Origin of the sequence: Aquibacillus saliphilus (assembly GCF_020404745.1) — a bacterium.
GTDB classification, from domain to species: domain Bacteria; phylum Bacillota; class Bacilli; order Bacillales; family Amphibacillaceae; genus Aquibacillus; species Aquibacillus saliphilus.
The window spans coordinates 63,813-79,091 of record NZ_JAIZAP010000003.1; the positions used below are offsets into that span (position 1 = coordinate 63,813).

Sequence of the window (15,279 nt, forward strand, 5' to 3'; positions counted from 1 at the left end):
AGGAGAGGGGCTAAACCTATTAATTAACAGGGTAGGTTCATTGGTAACAATGATGATTAACCTATAACTTATTTAACAAGGCCTTCAACGTTTTAATTTCTTCATTTGACAAGGTAATTCCTTTACCCATTTTTTCGTGGTCAGGTGCCCAATCCCTTAAATCATATTTTGCTTCTCTTTTATTCCAACTAATTAAGTTTAACTCTTTTTTCCAACCTTTTGGAGACTCCGAAATAACACCTAATGTTTCAACAATTTCATATTTTAATTCTGCCAATTACTCTCACCTTTTTCTGAATAGTTTTCGTTTTTTAATTTCCATTCTGCTATACTAATTATACATTGTTTTCCTTTTCAGGGGTGTTTCTATGTCTATAAAAATGTTTATAGCTATTCCGACTGATGGACAAAGGAATACCAAGCAATAACACGCTAGATATTCTATTAGCATACAAAGGAGCTTTACCTATGAAGAAAAAATTCAAACTGACGAAAACAGAAAAACAAGATATGGTCAAGATTATACAGCAGTATTTTGATGAGGAGAGAAATGAAAAACTGGGAGAGCTTGCAGCAACATTAATGCTCGATTTTTTCATAGAAGAGTTAGCACCGAAATTTTATAATCTCGGTGTTGAGGACGCCCATACGTATATGGTCGACAAATTAGATGACGTTTTTGAAATACAAAAATAACTATCTTTTATAACTATCCTTGGAGTGCGTAAATCCACAATAACTTACCTCGCTTTTTTATCATTTTTTTTTGCTTCATTCCAATTCTTTCGCTAACCTTAATTGACGCTTTATTTTTGGGGTCAATTAGGGATATTAGCGTAGGAATCTTCAATTTCTCAAAACCATACTGTTTGCAAGCTTGTGCTGCTTCTGTAGCATAGCCATTGCCCCAAAATTCTTGTGCAAATAAATAACCAATTTCCATTTGCACTTCCCCATCTATCTTTTGTGGTACTATTCCACACTGTCCGAGAAATTCTCCTGTATGTACATTCTCAACCACCCATAAACCTACGCCAAATTTTCTATAATTGTTTAATGTCCAATTTATCCACCTTACCGTCTCTTCTTCATTTTTGGTTGACGGGTAATATTTCATTGCGATTGGATCAGTAAAAATTTTCAACAAATGATCTACATCATCCTCACGCATTTCTCTAAAAGCTAACCTATCTGTTTGTAGGATTCTATTCATTCAGACGACCTCCACTCAATCATTTTAATTTACAGGTGTAGCTACTTTCTGTTAACTATGAAAAAATATATGTAAACAATTACCCTATCTTGTTAGTAACTAGCCTATCAAGATTTAATCAACTTTATAAATAAATGGAGGGTGATATCTTGGACACTTTTGTCTCCGTGTACGCATATGTTACCAATCACCAAGGTCAGGTATTGCTTGTGAAGACTCACTACCGGTCAGATACTTGGGAACTTCCAGGTGGACAAGTTGAAGAAGGCGAGGCGCTTGATTAAGCAGTTCAAAGAGAGTTTTTTGAGGAAACAGGGATTACCATTAAACCAATGGTATATCGGGTGTCTACTATAATGCTTCAATACATCACACGCCCACATATGAGACCCAGAGTTACAGATGCTATGCACTCAACCAATTTCATCCCCTATGAAACATGGGGTGTTAAACAAAATCAACTTTTGGGTAGATTAGAAGGAAAGTGAATTATCAAACAAACTGTAGTTGCCACCAGAGAGATCATGGTGGCAACTACAGTTTTTCTGATTAACAAATTAGTATATAACTATTATACATAGTCTAACTACCAAAAAACATGTTAAGATAGAAATCGTCTTGTTTTAAAATTTAGAGGGAGGATTTATCATGCGCAATCCGTATTTATTACTAGCATTCGCAATGATGCTTTATGCGGGAAACCTACTTGTTGGAAAACCCGTATCTGAAGAGATCCCTCCGATAACTTTGACACTGCTCCGTTACCTTATTGCATTTATAGCGGTACTTCCTTTTGGGTACTCTGAGTGGAAAAAGAATCGTGCGCTTTGGAGAAAAGAATGGAAAGCAATTCTATCACTATCTATCTCCGGTCTTGTCTTATTTAATATATTGGTATATTTAGCACTTAACTACACGACTTCTGTAAATGCCGCAATAGTTGAGTCATCAACACCAGTATTCGCACTATTGCTTGGTTTTATTCTTTTTAACGAGCGGTTTACAAAAGTACAGTTGATAGGAGTTATTCTATCTTTATTCGGAGTATTCTCTGTTATTACGAAGGGGTCCTTAGACGTCATTCTATCATTGTCCTTTAATCCAGGGGATATAATCATGCTTGGCGCAATGTTAACCTGGGCAATTTACTCGATATTTATTAAACAACACACTTGGAAATTCCCAGTAATGGGTGGCTTACTTGTCATGTGTGTCATTGCTATTGTTATTTTGGTTCCATTGTCAGCTATCGAGTACAATAAAATCGCATCAATTAATTGGTCTACTCCAGTGATCCTCGGGCTAATTTATTTGGGCGTATTTCCTTCACTTATCGCACTGATGGCATATAATAAAGGCGTTAGCGAGATAGGTCCATCTAAGGCATCAATTTTTCTCAATTTAATACCCGTCTTTACAATGATTGGTGCAGTCCTATTCTTAGGAGAAATAATTACTTGGGTACAAATAGTTGGAGGTATTTTAGTTATTACTGGAGTTGCTATTACCAATAAGAAAGTTAATGCAAAAAATAGTGTTACAAACGATCAAAAAATTGCGAACAATGGTTAGCTTTAAATTATATATAGGTTGAAAAATCCGGATCTGTTTGCGCCTGCTTACAATAGCGTTTCTGTAAGTTATGTTGATTTTCTACGGAACTTTTTTTACATACAAATTCCGCATCTCTTAGTTTAACAGCAGTTAAATCTGCAAAGCAGACTGGGCAAATCCACTCACCAGCTTTCCGACTACTAAAAGAAGGTTGATAGCATTGGTTACATGTTTTCATGTTCATAATGTTCTTCTCCCCTCTCGCTAAATTTGGACTAACCAAAAGACGTGTAGTACAAATGTTTTGGTGTAGATAATTGAAGCTGCAATGGCTAATCCACTCACTAAATGTGTTTCAGGTATCTGCTTAGCAACTATAAACATGATCAACAGTAACGAGAGTCCTACTTTAGATGTGATAAACAGAAATGGATTTAACTGATAAAGTTCATTCATTACCGGGTTCAGTTCAGTGATATAAGCATTTTTTAAACCATACAAAGTAATAAAACCGTCTACCACATTTAAGACTGCTAAATATAGAAACAAATGTTTGAACATCGAACCCCTACTTCATGTTTATTTATTCTGAATGGAAACAATTTATTTAGAGACCTTGGCTAAAAAGTCAAGATCTCTATTTATTTACAAATCAATCGGCGTCTCTTCAGGATCTAATAAACTGCTCATAATTCCCCCTCCTTAAAATTAAGGAATAAGTAATTCTCTTACATGTTTTTATCCGATTCATTCCCTGACCCTGATCATTTATCTTCTTGAGCCTCACCGCGTTCTTTTTAAAGAACACTTTGATTTGAGTATATCCCTTGTTTCTTGTTTTATAAAACCCTGAATATGCCCAAAATAACTTTATAAAGAACAAAAACTGTTCTTTATCTTGAATTTACTCTTCATCTCTTCGTTTTTTGAACTTTGTAAAGAATATTTTGTGCTATATAATGAACTTAAGGATGCATTTGTTTAAAAACAAATTATATTAGTTAGGGGATATGAAATGATAGGCGAAAGGATGAAGGCCCAAAGAAAAATAAAAGGATATTCAATTACAAAACTCGCTTCTTTAACAGGTGTGTCTAAATCATACCTGAGCTATATTGAGCGCGGAATACAACAGAATCCATCTTTACAAATTCTTGCAAAGATTGCCATAAGACTCGATACATCAATAGATTACTTATTAGGAGAAGAACCATACTCTTCAAAAAAGTCACCATTCAAAATAGATAAGGAATGGGAGAGCTTATTAAAACAAGCCATCAATGAAGGAATGAGTAAAGAAGACTTTCTTCAAGTTCGGAAATACATCACATATAAAAATAAAAAAAACTCTCAGCCACCTAATGAGGGGGAGTAAAAGCATACTTTCTAATTGATTACAAAGTGCCGTTTCAACATTCAAAAGAGGATGCCAGTTGGCATCCTCTTTTCCTAACTTTCACCAAATGTCCACTCAGCAAGTGTTTCTATCGAATAGGTTGGCTTAATTTTTATATCCTTTAAATGTTCCTTTGTTGTTACCCCTGTATGTACTAAGAGCGAATCGATACCAGCATTGATGCCAGCCAAAATATCTGTATGATAATTGTCTCCTACCATTAATGTTTCTTCTTTTGATGTACCCAGGACTTCTAAAGCTTGCTCTACGATAATTGATTCCGGTTTACCAATGAACTTCGGTTTGACACCAGTTGTCACGGATAATACTGAAATAAGCGAGCCAGCTCCTGGAAGAAATCCTCTTTCTGTAGGTAATGCAACATCTCCGTTTGTAGCAACAAACTGTGCGCCATTTCGAATGTTTAAAGCACCAACAGCAAGCTTTTCATATGTAATCGTTCGATCTAATCCCATCACTACAAAATCTGCTGCTTCTTCTACAATGGTTAAGCCTTCTTCTTTTAAAGCAGTAATTAGTCCCTCCTCCCCGATTGGGTAAACGCTAGCGCCTGGATGGCTTTCTGAAATGAATTTCGCTGTCGCCATACTTGTTGTAAAGACATGCTCAGGAGTTGAAGGAACATCCATTTCTTCTAGTATCTCAGATACTTTACTAGGGTGTTTAGTTGAGTTATTTGTTAAAAAAAGATAGGGTAATTTCTTTTGTTCTAGTTTTTTAACAAACGTTATCGCTTCCTCTATCTTCTCTGTTCCCAGGTAAACAGTACCATCTAAATCAATTAAAAATCCTTTATATTGTTTCATTATTATCCTCCTAGAAATAATCTTAGCTTACCATTTCATCTATATTTAGTTGTGCTGTAACTTCAGCCAAGTCTACTTAGTAATTGTATAAGATATTTTGTTACAATGAAATAGTGAAAATATTCAATATTAAGTAAATAATTTTATAAACGCTCCCTATCATGGTATTGTATAATAAGACATACATACATTTAATTCCGTTCATTTAACGTTTTTAAGCTGAATACCTTATTAGCATATTATTAATGAACAAGTTACATATTATGTGTAAATCTATCATATATAAAGAAAGGTAGTTAAGTAATGACAACTAATGCTCCTAAATCAATTATCGTTATCTTTGGTGCAACAGGCGATTTAGCAAACAGAAAGTTATACCCATCTATTTACAGACTTTATCGAACCGGGAAACTCTCAGAGGATTTTGCTGTTGTTGGTGTAGCAAGACGACCTTTAACCAATGATGAATTTCAAAATAATGTAAAGCAGTCCGTCAATCATTTTCAAGATCAAGAAGTTGACCATGATACGTTCGCTTCTCATTTTCATTATCATCCGTTTGACGTAACAGATATAAAGTCATACCAAAAGCTTAATACCTTATTAAACACTTTAGAAGATGAGTATCATACAGAAGGCAATCGTATTTTTTATCTAGCAATGGCACCTAATTTCTTTGGTACCATAGCAGCCAACCTGAAATCAGAAGGATTAACAACAACTCATGGTTGGAAGAGGCTAGTAATAGAAAAACCTTTTGGCCATGACTTTGAGTCGGCAAAAGAATTAAATGATCAATTAAGACAAGCTTTTACAGAGGACCAAATATACCGTATTGACCACTATTTAGGAAAAGAAATGGTCCAAAATATTGAAGTAATTCGCTTCGCAAACGCTATGTTTGAGCCGTTATGGAATAATCAATTTATATCAAATATTCAAATTACTTCTAGTGAAATTCTTGGTGTTGAAGACCGGGGACGTTATTACGAGTCCTCTGGAGCACTTCGAGATATGGTTCAAAACCATATGTTACAAATGATGGCATTACTAGCCATGGAGCCACCTATTAAATTAACTACTGATGAAATTCGTAGTGAAAAGGTTAAAGTTCTTCGGGCATTAAAGCCAATTACAGAAGATGAGGTAGATAATTATTTCGTCAGAGGACAGTACGACCGAGGCATTGTAAATGGAGAAGAGGTTAATGGATACCGTGATAGTAACTCCGTTGATCCAAGTTCGAATACAGAAACATTTGTATCTGGTAAATTGATAATTAATAATTTCAGATGGGCGGGCGTCCCTTTTTATATTCGGACCGGCAAGCGTATGAAACAAAAATCCACTGAGATTATTATCCAATTTAAAGATTTACCAATGAACTTATACTATGATAAAGGCGAGAATATTCACCCCAACCTGCTTGTCATCCGTATCCAACCAGACGAAGGGGTAACTTTACACTTAAATGCTAAAAAAGGCGATTTCGGATCAACTTCAACTCCAATCAAGCTAAACTATAATAACGATAGTAAAGATAAAATGAACACACCTGAAGCTTATGAATTTTTACTTTATGATTGTATGCGCGGTGATTCAACAAACTTTACCCATTGGGATGAAGTTGCACTTTCTTGGAAGTATGTTGATGTAATTAGTAATGCTTGGAATAACAAATCCGCAAGTCAGTTTCCAAATTACGAGTCTGGGTCAAACGGCCCGAAAGATTCTGATGCTCTACTACAAAAAGACGGTTTTCATTGGTGGGCTGTATCCCAAGAAGAGTAGAAACCATAGGAGGAACAAACATGAAAATGTATGATATCTCTATGTCGGTTTATAACGGAATGGCTGTATGGGAAAACTTGTCTGGAGCACAGCCAAAATTTACTCGAAGTACCAACGAACATATCACTACAACAAACATGGATATAAATCTTCATACCGGAACACATATTGATGCTCCCCTTCACATGATTAATGACGGGGAGACATTCAAAACCATTCCGTTAGAAAGACTTGTTGGCCCTGTGAAAGTGTTTGACTTAACATCAGTCACTGACGGAATAAGTAGAACAGATTTAGAAAATCTTGATATAAAGCAGGATGACTTCATTCTATTCAAGACAAAAAATTCATTCCATCAGACGGACACATTTGATCCTAATTTTATTTACCTTAAAGAAGATGGCGCAGATTTTTTAGTTGAACAAAACATTAATGGTGTCGGGATAGACACTCATGGTATTGAGCGCAGCCAATCCAAGAACCCTACTCACAAAAAGCTATTCAGTAATGACATCATTATCGTTGAAGGTCTTAGGTTGAGAGAAATTACTGGTAAAAATTATTATATGGTTGCAGCACCTATAAAACTTACGGAAACAGAAGCATCTCTTGCTAGAGTAATACTTTTTGATAACCAGCCTTTTTAGACGAAACAAAAGCGTCCTGCTCAAATAATGAGCAGGACGCTTCTTTTATATTTATTCCATCCACTCTGTGTGGAACGTACCCTCTTTATCAACACGTTGATATGTGTGTGCACCAAAGTAATCACGCTGAGCTTGGAGAAGATTAGCTGGTAGCGTTTCTGTTCGATAGCTATCGAAATATGCCAAGGCACTTGAGAATCCTGGAACAGGAATTCCCCGTTCAATCGCAATAGCTAGAACCTTACGTAATGACGATTGATAGCTTTCTACGATCTCCTGGAAATAAGGATCAAGTAGTAAGTTTGTTAAACCAGGGTCACGATCATAAGCTTCTTTAATATTTTGCAAATACTGAGCACGAATAATACAGCCGCCCCGGAAAATCATTGCGATATCTCCATAACGCAGGTTCCAGTCGTATTCATCAGATGCTGCACGCATTTGTGCAAACCCTTGTGCATATGAACAGATTTTACTCATGTAAAGGGCTTGTCTAATCGCTTCAATTAGCTCATCTTTATCACCTTCATATGCTTTAGTTCCAGCAGAAGGGCCATGTAGTATTTTACTTGCCTTCACACGCTCTTCCTTCATTGCAGAAATAAAACGTGCAAACACTGATTCAGTAATAATTGGTAAAGGAACACCTAAATCAAGTGCGCTTTGACTTGTCCATTTTCCAGTTCCTTTTTGACCAGCAGTATCCAAAATAACATCTACCATTGGTTTATTTGTTTCTTCATCTTTTTTAGTAAAGATATCAGCTGTAATTTCAATTAAGTAACTGTCTAATTCTCCCTTATTCCATTCAGCAAACACTTGATGAAGCTCATCAGCATCCGAACCTAAGACATGCTTCATAATGAAATACGCCTCAGAGATTAGCTGCATGTCGCCATATTCGATACCATTATGAACCATTTTCACATAGTGGCCTGCACCATTTGGTCCGATATATGTAGAACAAGGTTCTCCATCTACTTTTGCAGAAATGGAGTCCAGGATTGGCTTAACTAAATCATAAGCTTCCTTTTGACCACCAGGCATAATTGAAGGCCCTTTTAATGCTCCTTCTTCACCACCGGATACACCTGTACCGATAAAGTGAATACCTGATTCTTCTAAATCCTTATTGCGTCTAATTGTATCTTCGTAAAAGGTATTCCCACCATCAATCAGAATATCACCTTTTTCAAGAAGTGGCCTTAACTGCGCAATGGTAGCATCTGTTGGAGCACCCGCTTTAACCATCAACATAATTTTACGTGGTTTCTCAAGTGAATCTACAAACTCTTCAATCGTGTTTGCACCAAAGAAATTCTTTCCAGCAGCCTCATTTGCTAAAAAGTCTTCCGTCTTTTGATATGAACGGTTAAAAACAGAAACCGAATTCCCGCGACTTTCAATGTTTAATGCTAGGTTCTTACCCATTACTGCAAGACCTATTACACCCATTTGTTGTTTTGCCATCTTTAGTATCGCCCCTTCTTCATTCATTTCTTTACTCATCATACCTTCTTAGTATTGATTACGGCAACAAGAGCAAAGGATTCTTTTGTTGTACAAAATAAAAAACTTTCTAATTCCGTCTCTATATATAAACTTATTACAAGCGATGGTCACCTGCAAGTAAAATACCTTTATTTTTGCGAAATTCGTGTAATTTATAATACCCATTTTTCAATAGCATGTGCAACTCCACTCTCAGTATGTGTGCTTGTTATCCAATCAGCAACCTTCTTCACGTCTTCCTGAGCATTACCCATTGCAATTCCTAAACCTGCTTCTTCAATCATTTTAATATCATTTAAACTGTCGCCAATTGCCATTACCTGATCCATAGTGATGTTTAACCTTTGACAAACTTTTTCAATTGCTCTTGCTTTATTAATACCAACTGCATTGACTTCGATATTAGTTAGACTAGAATTACTAACCTCTAATGATTCATTAATAGACAACTCATCCATAATCAACTGTTTTACTTGTTCATCATCAATATCAAAACCAAACTTCAACCATTGATGTGCATCAAGATCATCTGGTACTTCTCCTCTAAAGACTTGATCAGTAGAGGTCATCCATGCCGACGTTTTATGTTTTTTATGTAAGTCCACGAGCATTTTTATTAACGGTATATCTAGCAATTGCCGTTCTACTAATTCACCGGATGCTGTCCAGATCTCGCTTCCGTTGACGGTAATTAAATAAGACGATAACTCAAGTGATTTTGCATAGTCATTGCAAGTACTAAAATGTCTTCCTGTTGAGAGAATCACTTCTACCCCCTGATTACGAGCAGCTGTAATTGCTTTTTTGTTTTCTTCAGAAACTCTGTGATTAGCATCTAATAAGGTGCCATCCATATCTAAAGCTATTAGGCGTACATCCTGTTTTTTCTGCTTATTTTTCATGACAAAAGCTCCTTTACACATATACTATTTTGACAAATCATAAACCAAGTACCTGTTGCTTAGCTGGTTTCTTAGCTATCAATGCACAAATTGCTCCAATAACAGGGATAATAAGTCCGATTATTAAAATTGGTGAATAACTCCCCAACATGTCGTAACCCACGCCAAAAGGTAATGAGCCAAATAACATTTAATCAAAGGCGTTCATAACCATAAGAGAAAAAAACACCTATTGCTGCAATGAAAACGATCACCCAGCCATAGTAAACATTCTTTAGTCTCCTCATTATGTTCCTCCTTTTTACAATTAGAGTTAGTCATTAGGTACACGTCTCCGATTAAGGAAAAAGAGGAATATTGTACACTTAAAAAAACTATACCATTATTCTGTTTGTATTCAATTGATAACTACTCGAAATTAAAAATCTCAAAAACATTTGACAAATGAGTGGATAGGTGAGACAATATATAATCTGCTTCACTTTAGAAGTAACTTGTCTGGGAAATGTAAAGATTATCTGGCATTCTGCCAATGTTTTAATAGAAAAACTTGTTTATCGCAAAGTATTTTTAGCGAAAGACCACGTTTTTCTCATACTATCGTTTGACTTAACCATAAATATAATAAAATATTGATAGTATAGTAAGACTTATTCACACTGGATCGACTTCGGAGTCGTAAGGATGTAAGAGAGGTAGGGCTTGCATCGTTTAGGTTAAAACCACCAGGTGGAAATTGTACCGCGGCAATTTATACAAAAAAGATAAATTTGATTTTTACACTTGTGAACCGAACAAGTTACACTTTACAAGAGGTGCCCCTTTTTTTACTGGGCACCTCTTTCCAATATATTCAGTTGGAGTTAGAAAAGTCTATTAACATAAGTGTATTAGAAGTTAAGTTGGAAATTCTTTCACTGAGGATCGCTGATTAGCAGTAATGCTAATACACAAATCGCTATAATTAAAATGCGGTGGGGATTTATTTATGAATGGTATTAATTGTTCCTTGACATTTCACTTCTACTGATGGCTACTTTCATCCATCCTTGTATCCAAATGCCCTTTTAATCCTCGATTAATAATTTCTGCTTCTAAAAGCTTTATAAATTCTCTATCAAGTACCAGCTCAACAGCTTTTTGATATGCGTCTTGCAATTTTTTATCTGATAAGGTCTCAAACATAATATCACCCACTTATTCAAATTATATAGCATAAAAGTAACTACATCAGCTAACATCCCCTTATTTCCTGAGTAACGGCTATTAGTTAAACAGCAAATGAAAACTTCATCCGTAAACCACTGTCAGAATTGACAATCTATCAAAAAATTGATAGATATAAACCTTTTAAATTTAGAAGGTTATTAGCCACTAATCCTTGAAATGTAACCCTTAAGAACACACTAACTAATTTCTATATTCCATATAAATAGTACATTAATATTTATAGTATTTCAATATTTTAAAATAGTATTTATAGTATCTTCGATTGTTCCTAAAATGAAGGTATATTTACATAGAGGTGAAAAACTGCATGCCTGGAACTAAATTAGCACAAATCATTGGTGAACGATTACGTCTGTTGCGAAAAGAGAATCATCTCAGTCAAGAAGAATTGGCTCATTTGTCTCATTTACATCCTACTTATATTGGACAGCTCGAGAGAGGTGAGAAAAATGCAACATTAGACACGGTAAGTAAAGTAGCCAAAGCATTAGATGTAACCCTAGACGAACTCTTTCGATTTTCAACAGAGCCTGATGAGGATAATCAGACTCTTAATCAATTAAATAATCAACTAGATGAAACAGACAGAGAAACAGTTTTAAAAATTATTAATGTGATGTTGGAATGGAAAAACAAGACCTAACTCATATTAGGTTATCATTTATAATCTAAGGTAGACCAATATAGTTTAGTTGGTCTACCTTTTTGTTATAGTCCTAACATCATCAACTGCAATAACAGAAAATCCTTTTTTCTTAATCCACCTTCTTGATAACTCCGAACGTATTGGATAAAATGCATTCCATGATTTGACCCCCCTAACAATTCAATCTTCGGATTATCCATTTGTTCGATTAATGGGATCAAGTTCTTCCATCACGTAATCCTCGTCATTCATTGTTTATATTCTGCTTGGTATGAGCTTTCACCTGCATGAACAGATAATAATGTATCAGCGTAAATATGAATTTATATTACTAATGGTAGTCCTTATTAGTGGTCACCCTATAAGTAGTGCTTTTTGCTAGCAGTCAGGGGAGGCGCTGGAATTAGACATCAATGCGCACTATTATATATTTTGGTACATATTAAAAAGGAGGCATAAATAGTATTATGCCCCCTTTTGCCTAACTATGTTTTATCTTTTTAAAAGATAGTTATCTTCGATGATTAAGTTACCTGATTTAAAATTATTAACCAAGATTGATAACTTTATTATTACTAACTGGTTCTTTAACAACTCCACCAGAACGTATTGACTTAATATTTGACTTCATTACTAATGAGGTACCAAGTGCAACAACTAGTAGTATCGCAAAAATATAGAATGTTGCATTATAACTTTTAGTAGCATCATGGATAGAAGCAACCATCATTGGACCAAATACACCCGCCATTGACCAAGCAGTTAAAATATAACCATGAATCGCACCGAGTTGTTTTGTACCAAATAAATCACCAATAAATGCTGGTAGCGATGAAAATCCGCCACCGTACATTGTAAGGATAATGAAAATAACAGCTTGAAATAGTAGTGCATTTGATATACTCGGCAATAATAAAAATAGAACGAGTTGAACTGCAAAGAAAATGATAAATACGTTACTTCTTCCTAAGTAATCTGAAAGCGAAGACCAAACGATCCGACCGGCCCCGTTAAACAGACCCATTATTCCTACCATAGAAGCAGCAGCAACAACCGTCAATCCTACTTTCTCTTGAGCCATAGGTGATGCCACTGAAATTAGCATAATACCACAAGAAATATTAATAAACATCATAACCCACAACAACCAAAATCTTTTTGTTTTAACAGCTTGATTAGCTGTTAATTGCGCTAGATCGTCTGGTCGGCGCTTTTTATTTTTGTTGTCGGCACTATCTAAACCTTGCATTGATTTTGGTATCCATCCTTCAGGTGGTCTAGCGATATAGGAAGCACCACTGAGCATTAGAACAAAATATGCTCCGCCTAGAATATAAAATGTTGAAGCAATACCTACAGATTGAATAAAATGAGCTGCTACCGGGCTAGCGACTAAGGCACCGGCACCAAACCCCATCACAGCCATTCCTGTGGCTAGACCTCGACGATCTGGGAACCATTTAACAAGTGTTGAAACTGGTGAAATATATCCAATTCCAAGACCCATTCCGCCAATTACTCCATATCCCAAGTAATATAAGGTTAACGATTCAAATTGAATGGCGAGCCCTGACAAAGCAAGTCCGGCTGAGAAAAGAAATGCAGCAAGTGTCGCAGACTTTCTGGGCCCCCATTTTTCTACAAACCTGCCAAAAGTAGCAGCAGATAGACCTAGGAAAAGAATAGCTATCGTAAATGATAACGTTACTTCTTTGTCATTCCATCCTAGTAGATCAGATAAGGGGTTTTTAAATACACTATACGCGTAGGCAGATCCAATCGATAAATGAATAGCTATTGCTGATAATGCGATGAGCCAACGATTCTTTTTCATATAATCACCTCTAATTTATTTATACTTTAACTATAACAAAGTCTTTTTTTATTTAGATTGAACATTATGTGAATAAATGAGCAAATTTTATGAAAACGTCCACAAATTTGAAATAAAATAAGTATTTATTATTTAAACAAAGTATGTTTTTAGGCAATCCAACTTAAAATAGCGGTTTTATTTCTAGTGAGAAATAATTCATTTATCCTTAATTGGAATACCTTGCAAAGTAATCACAACGTTGTAAGGTGTCGAAAACAATATATTAACATTTGATCCTTTAAGGGTAATAATCGGATGGAACGTTCCATATTTCTACAGCTATGAAAAAACGACTATCCCATCTTTCATGCCAGGATCTAAGGACACTGACATTCTATATCTACATGAACAAATGACTCTTCAAGGGAATCAATTATATTCATACACTAACGAATGGGATAGTTATTAGCTCTATCATTATAAGAATATAGTACAGCACCGAAAGGATTTTGATGACTTTTTATTTAGGAGTGTTTAACAAAATATCGTTATTACATTATTATATTTGTAATTAACCAAATTAAACCAAAGCTAATAATTATCGTTAAATTGGATACTGTCCCCACGAACCTTCTATTATAACCAAACTCAACTGAATAAGGTAACACTGAGGCAGATATTGGCAGTATTAGGGCAATCAAAAGCATGTACTTGAACGTGGCTTCAAAAGGTAAAAAAACAAACAATAGGATTCCAATACCTAAGCCTGTAACATATTTTACTGTAAGAAGTTTTGCGATAAGCTTTCCGTATCCTTTTTCAAACGAGAAGTTTAAATAAATACCTAATAATAAAAGGGAGAGAGGCATATTCGCAACGGATACAATTCCAGAAACATCAACAACAATTTCTGGTAATTTTAATCCTACACTATTTAAAAAACAAACAATTATGTACGTTATTAATGGGATTGACTTAGAAACTTTTCCAAGAATCCTTTTAAAGTTAAATGTAACTTTGTCTTCTGAATAGAAGCTACCTATCAGGTAACTTAACCCGAATACGATAAATGAATTACCAATATCAAACATCCCAAAAAATTCAATTCCCTCATGGCCCCAAATCCCTTCAACAAGAGGAAAAGCGAACAAGCCAATATTAAAGCCTGGAACCATCATTGCAAGCATTCCTTTTGTTTTTCTACTCTCGTTTTTAAAAACAAGAATTCCTAACAGTCCAGAAAATAATCCGTAGATAATAGCAATTAAAATCAGTATGAAAAGTGATGACTCAAACTGAATTTCATTAAACGTTACAATAATTAGAGTAGGTAACGTTATGTTAAAGATAATTCTAGCAAGTCCTTCCCCATCACTTTCTTTTAATATATTCGATCGTTTTAGAATGTAACCCAAAGCAATAATTAACACAGAATATAGAAATTGATTATTAAAACTTTCCAAAAAACATTCTCCTTAGTATATTATCAATAGATTAATAGTTTATTATACTACAGCCGATAATGATTGAGTTTCTTAAGTTATTCATTAAAAAAGGGCATCGCAAACAAACCGAGATTGTGAGTACCCTAACTACTATATTTAGTTGTTAACTATTTAAGCAAGTCTTTTCGTCTCATTCGATTGTTTTACCGAATTGCAGACCCGACAAACAGAACGGTCCTGACTGGTGGTAATTTAAGTACTAATTAGACAGAAATAGTCATTATAAATATCTCAATTCGT

The 15,279-nt window shown here is 35.1% G+C and carries 16 protein-coding genes and 1 pseudogene; 7 read left to right on the top strand and 10 right to left on the bottom strand.

Annotation, left to right across the window (positions count from 1 at the left end; translation table 11 throughout):
- Positions 1–61: 61 nt before the first annotated feature.
- Complete coding sequence (locus LD272_RS04380; RefSeq protein ID WP_226035380.1) at positions 62–277, bottom strand: YdbC family protein; 216 nt, start codon at positions 275–277, stop codon at positions 62–64.
- A gap of 191 nt (positions 278–468) precedes the next feature.
- On the opposite strand from LD272_RS04380, the gene LD272_RS04385 reads away from it, so the two are divergent.
- Complete coding sequence (locus tag LD272_RS04385) at positions 469–696, top strand: DUF2164 domain-containing protein (protein WP_226035381.1); 228 nt, start codon at positions 469–471, stop codon at positions 694–696.
- 13 nt (positions 697–709) lie between these two features.
- On the opposite strand, the gene LD272_RS04390 is transcribed toward LD272_RS04385, so the two are convergent.
- Positions 710–1,213: a GNAT family N-acetyltransferase gene (locus LD272_RS04390; RefSeq protein WP_226035382.1), complete on the bottom strand. Its 504-nt coding sequence runs from the start codon at positions 1,211–1,213 to the stop codon at positions 710–712.
- 134 nt (positions 1,214–1,347) lie between these two features.
- On the opposite strand from LD272_RS04390, the pseudogene LD272_RS04395 reads away from it, so the two are divergent.
- Positions 1,348–1,701 (top strand): annotated as a pseudogene (locus tag LD272_RS04395) (NUDIX hydrolase).
- A gap of 160 nt (positions 1,702–1,861) precedes the next feature.
- Positions 1,862–2,785 carry a DMT family transporter gene (locus LD272_RS04400; RefSeq protein WP_226035383.1) on the top strand — a complete coding sequence of 308 codons (924 nt, stop codon included), beginning with the start codon at positions 1,862–1,864 and terminating at the stop codon, positions 2,783–2,785.
- A 7-nt stretch (positions 2,786–2,792) separates the two neighbouring features.
- Here LD272_RS04400 and LD272_RS04405 read toward each other — a convergent pair whose 3' ends face one another.
- Positions 2,793–3,011 carry a hypothetical protein gene (locus tag LD272_RS04405; protein WP_226035384.1) on the bottom strand — a complete coding sequence of 73 codons (219 nt, stop codon included), beginning with the start codon at positions 3,009–3,011 and terminating at the stop codon, positions 2,793–2,795.
- Between the two features lie 20 nt (positions 3,012–3,031).
- On the bottom strand, positions 3,032–3,328 hold the full coding sequence (locus tag LD272_RS04410) for a DUF5658 family protein (protein ID WP_226035385.1): 297 nt from the start codon (positions 3,326–3,328) through the stop codon (positions 3,032–3,034).
- Positions 3,329–3,782: 454 nt separating this feature from the next.
- Here LD272_RS04410 and LD272_RS04415 point away from each other — a divergent pair, with 454 nt between their 5' ends.
- Positions 3,783–4,142, top strand: a complete 360-nt coding sequence (locus LD272_RS04415; protein WP_226035386.1) for a helix-turn-helix domain-containing protein — start codon at positions 3,783–3,785, stop codon at positions 4,140–4,142.
- A gap of 74 nt (positions 4,143–4,216) precedes the next feature.
- On the opposite strand, the gene LD272_RS04420 is transcribed toward LD272_RS04415, so the two are convergent.
- A complete protein-coding gene (locus tag LD272_RS04420) occupies positions 4,217–4,990 on the bottom strand; it encodes a TIGR01457 family HAD-type hydrolase (RefSeq protein ID WP_226035387.1) in 774 nt (257 codons plus the stop codon).
- A 303-nt stretch (positions 4,991–5,293) separates the two neighbouring features.
- On the opposite strand from LD272_RS04420, the gene zwf reads away from it, so the two are divergent.
- Both zwf and LD272_RS04430 read left to right on the top strand, forming a co-directional pair.
- Positions 5,294–6,781 (top strand): glucose-6-phosphate dehydrogenase, encoded by a 1,488-nt coding sequence (gene zwf / locus LD272_RS04425; RefSeq protein WP_226035388.1) that lies wholly within the window; start codon positions 5,294–5,296, stop codon positions 6,779–6,781.
- Positions 6,782–6,801: 20 nt separating this feature from the next.
- Entirely contained in the window at positions 6,802–7,428 is a 627-nt protein-coding gene (locus LD272_RS04430; protein WP_226035389.1) for a cyclase family protein, read from the top strand.
- A 51-nt stretch (positions 7,429–7,479) separates the two neighbouring features.
- Here the strand turns inward: LD272_RS04430 and gnd are convergent, their stop codons facing one another.
- From gnd to sda, 3 genes are all read right to left on the bottom strand, one after another.
- Positions 7,480–8,898 carry an NADP-dependent phosphogluconate dehydrogenase gene (gene gnd / locus LD272_RS04435; RefSeq protein ID WP_226035521.1) on the bottom strand — a complete coding sequence of 473 codons (1,419 nt, stop codon included), beginning with the start codon at positions 8,896–8,898 and terminating at the stop codon, positions 7,480–7,482.
- Positions 8,899–9,092: 194 nt separating this feature from the next.
- Positions 9,093–9,842 (bottom strand): Cof-type HAD-IIB family hydrolase, encoded by a 750-nt coding sequence (locus LD272_RS04440; RefSeq protein ID WP_226035390.1) that lies wholly within the window; start codon positions 9,840–9,842, stop codon positions 9,093–9,095.
- Between the two features lie 1,023 nt (positions 9,843–10,865).
- The gene (gene sda, locus LD272_RS04445) at positions 10,866–11,027 is read right to left on the bottom strand and encodes a sporulation histidine kinase inhibitor Sda (RefSeq protein WP_226035391.1); all 162 of its coding nucleotides are present in this window, start codon (positions 11,025–11,027) and stop codon (positions 10,866–10,868) included.
- 352 nt (positions 11,028–11,379) lie between these two features.
- Between sda and LD272_RS04450 the strand changes: the two genes are divergently transcribed.
- Positions 11,380–11,715, top strand: coding sequence for a helix-turn-helix domain-containing protein (locus tag LD272_RS04450; protein WP_226035392.1), 336 nt, complete (start codon positions 11,380–11,382; stop codon positions 11,713–11,715).
- A gap of 550 nt (positions 11,716–12,265) precedes the next feature.
- Here LD272_RS04450 and LD272_RS04455 read toward each other — a convergent pair.
- Together LD272_RS04455 and LD272_RS04460 are read right to left on the bottom strand one after the other, a co-directional pair.
- Complete coding sequence (locus LD272_RS04455) at positions 12,266–13,552, bottom strand: L-lactate MFS transporter (RefSeq protein WP_226035393.1); 1,287 nt, start codon at positions 13,550–13,552, stop codon at positions 12,266–12,268.
- A gap of 533 nt (positions 13,553–14,085) precedes the next feature.
- Entirely contained in the window at positions 14,086–14,997 is a 912-nt protein-coding gene (locus tag LD272_RS04460; RefSeq protein ID WP_226035394.1) for an AEC family transporter, read from the bottom strand.
- Positions 14,998–15,279: the final 282 nt, after the last annotated feature.

What these genes read in the sequence shown, in the direction of transcription:
- zwf (WP_226035388.1), top strand. Translation starts at nt 5,294, where the DNA reads ATGACAACTAATGCTCCTAAATCAATTATCGTTATCTTTGGTGCAACA.
- sda (WP_226035391.1), bottom strand. Translation starts at nt 11,027, where the DNA reads ATGTTTGAGACCTTATCAGATAAAAAATTGCAAGACGCATATCAAAAA.
- LD272_RS04390 (WP_226035382.1), bottom strand. Translation starts at nt 1,213, where the DNA reads ATGAATAGAATCCTACAAACAGATAGGTTAGCTTTTAGAGAAATGCGT.
- LD272_RS04400 (WP_226035383.1), top strand. Translation starts at nt 1,862, where the DNA reads ATGCGCAATCCGTATTTATTACTAGCATTCGCAATGATGCTTTATGCG.
- gnd (WP_226035521.1), bottom strand. Translation starts at nt 8,898, where the DNA reads ATGGCAAAACAACAAATGGGTGTAATAGGTCTTGCAGTAATGGGTAAG.
- LD272_RS04410 (WP_226035385.1), bottom strand. Translation starts at nt 3,328, where the DNA reads ATGTTCAAACATTTGTTTCTATATTTAGCAGTCTTAAATGTGGTAGAC.
- LD272_RS04385 (WP_226035381.1), top strand. Translation starts at nt 469, where the DNA reads ATGAAGAAAAAATTCAAACTGACGAAAACAGAAAAACAAGATATGGTC.
- LD272_RS04455 (WP_226035393.1), bottom strand. Translation starts at nt 13,552, where the DNA reads ATGAAAAAGAATCGTTGGCTCATCGCATTATCAGCAATAGCTATTCAT.
- LD272_RS04430 (WP_226035389.1), top strand. Translation starts at nt 6,802, where the DNA reads ATGAAAATGTATGATATCTCTATGTCGGTTTATAACGGAATGGCTGTA.
- LD272_RS04420 (WP_226035387.1), bottom strand. Translation starts at nt 4,990, where the DNA reads ATGAAACAATATAAAGGATTTTTAATTGATTTAGATGGTACTGTTTAC.
- LD272_RS04405 (WP_226035384.1), bottom strand. Translation starts at nt 3,011, where the DNA reads ATGAACATGAAAACATGTAACCAATGCTATCAACCTTCTTTTAGTAGT.
- LD272_RS04440 (WP_226035390.1), bottom strand. Translation starts at nt 9,842, where the DNA reads ATGAAAAATAAGCAGAAAAAACAGGATGTACGCCTAATAGCTTTAGAT.
- LD272_RS04415 (WP_226035386.1), top strand. Translation starts at nt 3,783, where the DNA reads ATGATAGGCGAAAGGATGAAGGCCCAAAGAAAAATAAAAGGATATTCA.
- LD272_RS04450 (WP_226035392.1), top strand. Translation starts at nt 11,380, where the DNA reads ATGCCTGGAACTAAATTAGCACAAATCATTGGTGAACGATTACGTCTG.